The sequence below is a fragment of the Desulfovibrio sp. ZJ369 genome (assembly GCF_011039085.1).
GTDB lineage: Bacteria > Desulfobacterota > Desulfovibrionia > Desulfovibrionales > Desulfovibrionaceae > Desulfovibrio.
In genome coordinates, this window is the sequence record NZ_JAAKEI010000075.1 from 1 (window position 1) to 5,291 (window position 5,291).

Below are 5,291 nucleotides of genomic sequence, written 5' to 3' on the forward strand. Positions count from 1 at the left end.
ACTTTCAAGTTCAGTGCGTTCTTCCTGTGTGAGGGTCACCCTATATAAAATTTTTGGCATATCTTCTCCCATTTGAGGAAAAAGATAAGTCCTTTTTTATGCCTTTTCAAGTTTGACGCAACACTAGAGCATTTTCACTTTTGAAAATGCTCTAACGCTGTCGCCAGATCATTTAGCTAATTTCATTAGCAAAACGATCTGGCGTGAGGAGTTTTTCGCGGCCCTGGAAGCGGTATTTGACGCGCCAGCTTTTGGTGCCGCTTGGCGCGACAAAAAGGAAGAGGCCATTGCCGCCAAAAAGTTTTTGCGGCTTATCAAGGGGCTTAACCGCACGAATGGCGGTATCGGTAAGGGACATAGGGGTATTCTCCTGGCAAGGGATTGTATACCCCTTGAAATACCCCTAAAACTGGCGGATGTCTGTGGCGTTTCATCCTCTCGGTCGGACAGTCCAGTTCGCCTCATCCCTTGCCAGGAAAGACTTTTTGGACTGTACCAAACCAAGATGGAGTGAAATCTGGCGGAGAGGGAGGGATTTGAACCCTCGATACAGGTTTAAGCCCGTATACTCGCTTAGCAGGCGAGCTCCTTCGGCCGGCTCGGACACCTCTCCGCATGATCCGGCGCACATGTGCCGCCAGACCGTGAAGACGCACGTTAGCTCAGACCGGCATTGCTGTCAACCCGCCAGGCCTGCATTGACCGCAGGTGCGACTTGGCGTATTTTTTCAGTTTATCATTACCGCAACAGCCGGGCAGTGCGGCGCTGCACGCGGATCGCCCGCAAGGGAATGCGCTTTCTCCCTGACGCGCCGCAGCGGGCCGCATGGCGATCTTTCGGCTGATGCCTCGCAATCTGCGCCGCAATCGGCGCAATGGAATGGAGCGGAATATGTCCTCGAACACAGCCCCTGATGCGCTCCCGAACGACACTGCAACCCCGGCCAGGGAGGCAGCCAGGCCCGGCCTGGACTTCATCCGGGCCCGTATCCGGGAAGACAACGCGTCAGGCCGTTTCGGCGGCCAGGTGCATACGCGTTTTCCGCCGGAACCCAACGGCTATCTGCATCTCGGGCACGCCAAGTCCATTTGCCTTAATTTCGGCGTGGCCCGGGAATTCAGCGGGCTGTGCAATCTGCGCTTTGACGACACCAATCCCGTCAAGGAAGAAAGCGAGTATGTGGAATCCATCCGCGAAGATGTGCGCTGGCTGGGCGGGGAGTGGCAGAATCGCGAATTTTACGCCTCCGATTATTTTGAAAAACTTTACCAGTACGCCGAGCAGTTGATCCGCATGGGCAAGGCCTATGTGGACGATCTTACGGCGGACGAGATCCGCGAGTACCGCGGCACGCTCACCCAGGCAGGACGCGAGAGCCCGTACCGCAACCGCAGCGTGGAGGAAAATCTGGATCTCTTCCGCCGTATGCGCGCCGGAGAGTTCCCGGACGGAGCGCGGGTGCTGCGCGCCAAAATCGACATGGCCTCGCCCAATCTGGTCATGCGCGATCCCACGCTCTACCGCATCCGTCATGCCGAGCATCACCGCACGGGCAATGCTTGGTGTATCTACCCTATGTACGATTACACCCACTGCCTGTCCGATTCTCTGGAGGGCATCACACATTCGCTCTGCACCCTGGAGTTCGTAAACAACCGCGAGCTGTACGACTGGGTGCTGAACGCCCTGGGCCTGTATCATCCGCAGCAGATCGAGTTCGCCCGCCTTAATCTGACCTATACCGTGCTTTCCAAGCGCAAGCTGATCCAACTGGTCAGGGAGGGGCACGTTACGGGCTGGGACGACCCGCGTATGCCCACGCTGAGCGGCCTGCGCCGCAGGGGCGTGCCGCCCGAAGCGTTGCGCGAGTTCTGCGCCAGAGTGGGACTGGCCCGGGTCAATTCCACGGTGGAGTATTCCATGCTGGAATTCTGTATCCGCGAATACCTGAATGCTCATGCGCCGCGCGTCATGGCCGTGCTCGATCCGATCAAGGTGGTCATTGAAAATTATCCCGAACATCAGGTGGAAGAGTTCGAGATGCCCTACCATCCCGAGGATGCCTCCCACGGCAGCCGCAAGGCGCCCTTTTCGCGTGAGTTGTATATTGAGCGGGACGACTTCCGGCTGGAGCCGCCCAAAAAATTCCACCGGCTTTCGCCCGGCGCGGAAGTGCGTTTGCGCTACGCCTATTTCATCACCTGTCGCGAGGCCGTGCTGGACGAGGCAGGCAACGTCCTGGAGCTGCGCTGCGTGTATGACCCCCAAAGCCGGGGCGGCCAGAGCCCTGACGGCCGCAAGGTCAAGGGCACGATCCACTGGGTTTCGGCGGCGCACGCCATCCCGGCGGAAGTGCGCCTCTACGATCAGCTCTTTGCCGTGGAAAATCCCAACGCCGTGCCCGAGGGCAAGACCTTTCTGGACTACCTGAATCCCGACTCCTTGCGCGTGGTGCAAGGCCTGCTGGAACCGGCCCTGGCCGAAAGCAAGCCCGGCGATCGCGTGCAGTTCGAGCGCCTGGGGTATTTCTGCAAGGACAAGGACAGCACACCGGGCCGGCCGGTGTTCAACCGCACGGCCACGTTGCGCGACACATGGGCCAAGCTGGAAAAAAAGGGAGCTTAGAGCCTTTCCTGTGAAAATGCTCCCGCGCCGCGCGCGGATAACGGCCTGCGCCGCGCGGGCTTGCGGCCCAGGGCTGAAAAACCAGGCGCGGACCCAGGGATACTGCCTTGACAATCTTGCCGCTTGCCGCTATTTTGTCGATCTCAACGGGTCGTTAACTCAGTAGGTAGAGTATCTGCCTTTTAAGCAGAGAGTCGCAGGTTCGATCCCCGCACGACCCACCAGTATTTTCAAGCCCTTACGGCGACCGCCGTGGGGGCTTTTCTCTTGGGCACATAGCGGAACTCCGGGAGGGCGTTGACCGCGGCCCGCTTTTGGCTGTTGTGAGGCCGCACGAGAAATGAGAACGTGCCAGAGCTTGAAGTGAGCTTTGGCACGTTTTTTGTCTGAATGTCGGAGCGGTTTACTCGAAGTTGCGGATGAGCAGTTCCGGGGACTTGAGATTTTTGCCGTTGCTGCAGGTGTAGGGCACCTCGACCTCTTCAAAGGTAAAGCCTGAAAAAAGCTTCCTGACTTCCGGCTTGTCATTCAGCGACAAGATAAATTTTCCCTCTATGCGCCCCAGCAGTTCGGCCAGCACGTTGAAATCTTCCCGGCTGAATTTCCCCTTGCCGTAATAGTTTTCACAGTCCCAGTATGGCGGATCAATATAAAAAATGGTGGTCGATTTGTCGTAGCGTTTGATCACTTCGTGGTACGGCAGGCATTCAATGTATGTCCGCGCCAGACGCAAGTGTGCTGCGGACAGCTGCTCTTCTATCCGCAGCAGGTTGAGCTTGGGGCCGCGCACCGCCGCGTAGCCGAAAGCCGGTCTGTCATCCATTCTTCCCCCGAAACACATCTGCTGAAGATAATAGAAACGCGCTGCCCGTTGGATATCAGTCAACGTGTCCGCCTCAACGCGCTTCAGGCGTTCAAATTCGTCACGCGAAATAAGAACCCACTTGAAGTAACGCACGAATTCTTCCAAATGATGCTGGATGACACGGTAAAACGTCACGATCTCAAGGTTGATGTCGTTGATGGCCTCAACCTTGGATTCCTCCTTGCGGAACAGTACCCAGGCCGCTCCGGCGAAGGGTTCGCAATAGCAAAGCGGACTTGGAGTCCGTCGGCGGGGGGGCTGTGCAAACCTTCCCCCCCGCCATCTGCCTGGGAGGCAGAGTATCGCCGCAAGAGACAGGATGCCCGTACAAGGGGCGAGCTATGCAAAGTATTTCAGTTCAGACAGGAAAAGGCGGCTCATTGAGAGCCGCCCGTGGTGTGCGGGGAGAGAGTTACTTGAGGAATGCGATGACAGCCACAAGAAGCGCGGTTTGCGCAACCATTGTCGCCATCATCCACTTGAGAATTTCATGCTTGGTGTTGGCTATTTCTTCCTTTAGCTCAGTGCGCACATCCTGAAGGTCGCCTTTGGTAGCCAGTTCTTTGCGGGATGCTTCGTCGTAGCTTCGCACGACGCCCTGCATGGCTTCGACCTGCACTTTTGCCTGTTCTTCCGTGAAGCCGGCGGCCTTGAGCTTTTCAAAGTATCCGAGGGTATCAAAGGTTGCGGCGGTCATACTGGCCTCCTTGCTGTCTGTATTCAGAGATAAACGGTTTCACGGCCTCTGTCAAAAACGCGTCTGCCCTCTTCAAATCAAAATAGGGTTCGCTCGCTTCAGGTTTTGTGGTTGTGGGCGGCGCAGAATAAACCTGACGGCGATCTGGCCGGTATGGATTGGGAAGACATTGAGCTTGCCGCTGACTGGCAGGGAGATGAACGGGCCTTCTTTGACCACTGCCTTGGCGTGTGGATCGACGAGGTCGAGGGCGGCTATGTCCTCGCCAACAGCAGGACAGGCGCAACATGATGCGCATAGCCAGGGATCTCAGGGAGCGCGAAAGAGCGGCAAAGCAACAGGCGCAAGGAGCGCAACATGGACAGAGAGCAGCTGCAGCAACGCCTCCTGCCGCGTTTGATTGAGGCGGAGGCGGTTCACAAATCCGGGCGCTCCCCGGAGGAACTTGCCCTCCTGGCTGAAATTTTCGCCGATGACCTGGACGGCGAGAACCCTGAAGCCATAGAACGGGCCTTTGCCCTGCACCGCAGGGAATCCTCGCGATTCCCTACCCCGGCGCACATTCTGGCCTTGCTGCCCAGATGCAGGCAGCCCGTGCAATCGCTGCCGCCCTTGCCGATGGAATGCTCCGGCCGCAAGGCGCCGGGCCTGGGACGGCTGGTATCCAGGGCTCTGCGCGGGGAAGCCGCGGCCAGAAACGCAATGGAAAAACTGATCAGGCAAACGCGCGCGGGGGTGCGGCAATGATAGCTTTCACGTTGTCCTGCATTCCCACGGCGCAACAGCGCGCCCGGCACGGCGTGGTCAACGGGCACAGCGCCACCTGCAAGACGGCGGGCGGATCGGTCAACTGGTCCGCTGTGTGGCGCGCTCAAAAATGATGGGATGGCCCAGCCCGCTGAAACTCGGTAAACGTGGGGTATCACAACCCCAGGAGCAGGAGGCCACCATGAGCACAGCGACAATCATCGGTATCGATTTGGCAAAGAACTCCTTTCATGTGTACGGCATGAATGAGCGTGGAGCGAAAGTGTTCAGTAAGACTCTCTCGCGGGGGAAGGTATCAGAGTTTTTCGCCTGTCATCCACGGTGTCTCGTGGGCA

At 57.9% G+C, this 5,291-nt stretch carries 7 protein-coding genes and 2 tRNA genes; 5 read left to right on the top strand and 4 right to left on the bottom strand.

Annotated features, from left to right (window positions below; translation table 11 throughout):
• Positions 1 to 172 precede the first annotated feature (172 nt).
• Positions 173 to 358: an Arm DNA-binding domain-containing protein gene (locus G7Y51_RS13020; RefSeq protein ID WP_165178145.1), complete on the bottom strand. Its 186-nt coding sequence runs from the start codon at positions 356 to 358 to the stop codon at positions 173 to 175.
• Positions 359 to 518: 160 nt separating this feature from the next.
• A tRNA-Ser gene (locus G7Y51_RS13025) sits at positions 519 to 613 on the bottom strand.
• 279 nt (positions 614 to 892) lie between these two features.
• Here G7Y51_RS13025 and G7Y51_RS13030 point away from each other — a divergent pair.
• Positions 893 to 2,626 carry a glutamine--tRNA ligase/YqeY domain fusion protein gene (locus tag G7Y51_RS13030; protein ID WP_165178147.1) on the top strand — a complete coding sequence of 578 codons (1,734 nt, stop codon included), beginning with the start codon at positions 893 to 895 and terminating at the stop codon, positions 2,624 to 2,626.
• A 148-nt stretch (positions 2,627 to 2,774) separates the two neighbouring features.
• Positions 2,775 to 2,850: transfer RNA gene (locus G7Y51_RS13035), tRNA-Lys, on the top strand.
• Between the two features lie 179 nt (positions 2,851 to 3,029).
• Here the strand turns inward: G7Y51_RS13035 and G7Y51_RS13040 are convergent.
• Complete coding sequence (locus G7Y51_RS13040; protein WP_206214350.1) at positions 3,030 to 3,812, bottom strand: DNA adenine methylase; 783 nt, start codon at positions 3,810 to 3,812, stop codon at positions 3,030 to 3,032.
• Positions 3,813 to 3,903: 91 nt separating this feature from the next.
• Positions 3,904 to 4,188, bottom strand: a complete 285-nt coding sequence (locus G7Y51_RS13045) for a DUF1640 domain-containing protein (protein WP_165178149.1) — start codon at positions 4,186 to 4,188, stop codon at positions 3,904 to 3,906.
• Positions 4,189 to 4,341: 153 nt separating this feature from the next.
• Here G7Y51_RS13045 and G7Y51_RS13050 point away from each other — a divergent pair, with 153 nt between their 5' ends.
• The 3 genes from G7Y51_RS13050 to G7Y51_RS13060 all read left to right on the top strand — a co-directional run bounded on the left by G7Y51_RS13050 (position 4,342) and on the right by G7Y51_RS13060 (position 5,069).
• Positions 4,342 to 4,479: a hypothetical protein gene (locus G7Y51_RS13050; RefSeq protein ID WP_206214348.1), complete on the top strand. Its 138-nt coding sequence runs from the start codon at positions 4,342 to 4,344 to the stop codon at positions 4,477 to 4,479.
• 66 nt (positions 4,480 to 4,545) lie between these two features.
• Complete coding sequence (locus G7Y51_RS13055) at positions 4,546 to 4,935, top strand: hypothetical protein (protein WP_165178153.1); 390 nt, start codon at positions 4,546 to 4,548, stop codon at positions 4,933 to 4,935.
• A complete protein-coding gene (locus G7Y51_RS13060) occupies positions 4,932 to 5,069 on the top strand; it encodes a hypothetical protein (RefSeq protein ID WP_165178155.1) in 138 nt (45 codons plus the stop codon). The genes G7Y51_RS13055 and G7Y51_RS13060 overlap by 4 nt, the downstream gene beginning before the upstream one ends.
• The last annotated feature ends 222 nt before the right edge of the window (positions 5,070 to 5,291 follow it).

Bases quoted from the DNA above. Each gene is read 5' to 3' on its own strand.
- G7Y51_RS13020 (WP_165178145.1), bottom strand. From the start codon at position 358: ATGTCCCTTACCGATACCGCCATTCGTGCGGTTAAGCCCCTTGATAAG.
- G7Y51_RS13030 (WP_165178147.1), top strand. From the start codon at position 893: ATGTCCTCGAACACAGCCCCTGATGCGCTCCCGAACGACACTGCAACC.
- G7Y51_RS13045 (WP_165178149.1), bottom strand. From the start codon at position 4,188: ATGACCGCCGCAACCTTTGATACCCTCGGATACTTTGAAAAGCTCAAG.
- G7Y51_RS13050 (WP_206214348.1), top strand. From the start codon at position 4,342: ATGGATTGGGAAGACATTGAGCTTGCCGCTGACTGGCAGGGAGATGAA.
- G7Y51_RS13055 (WP_165178153.1), top strand. From the start codon at position 4,546: ATGGACAGAGAGCAGCTGCAGCAACGCCTCCTGCCGCGTTTGATTGAG.
- G7Y51_RS13060 (WP_165178155.1), top strand. From the start codon at position 4,932: ATGATAGCTTTCACGTTGTCCTGCATTCCCACGGCGCAACAGCGCGCC.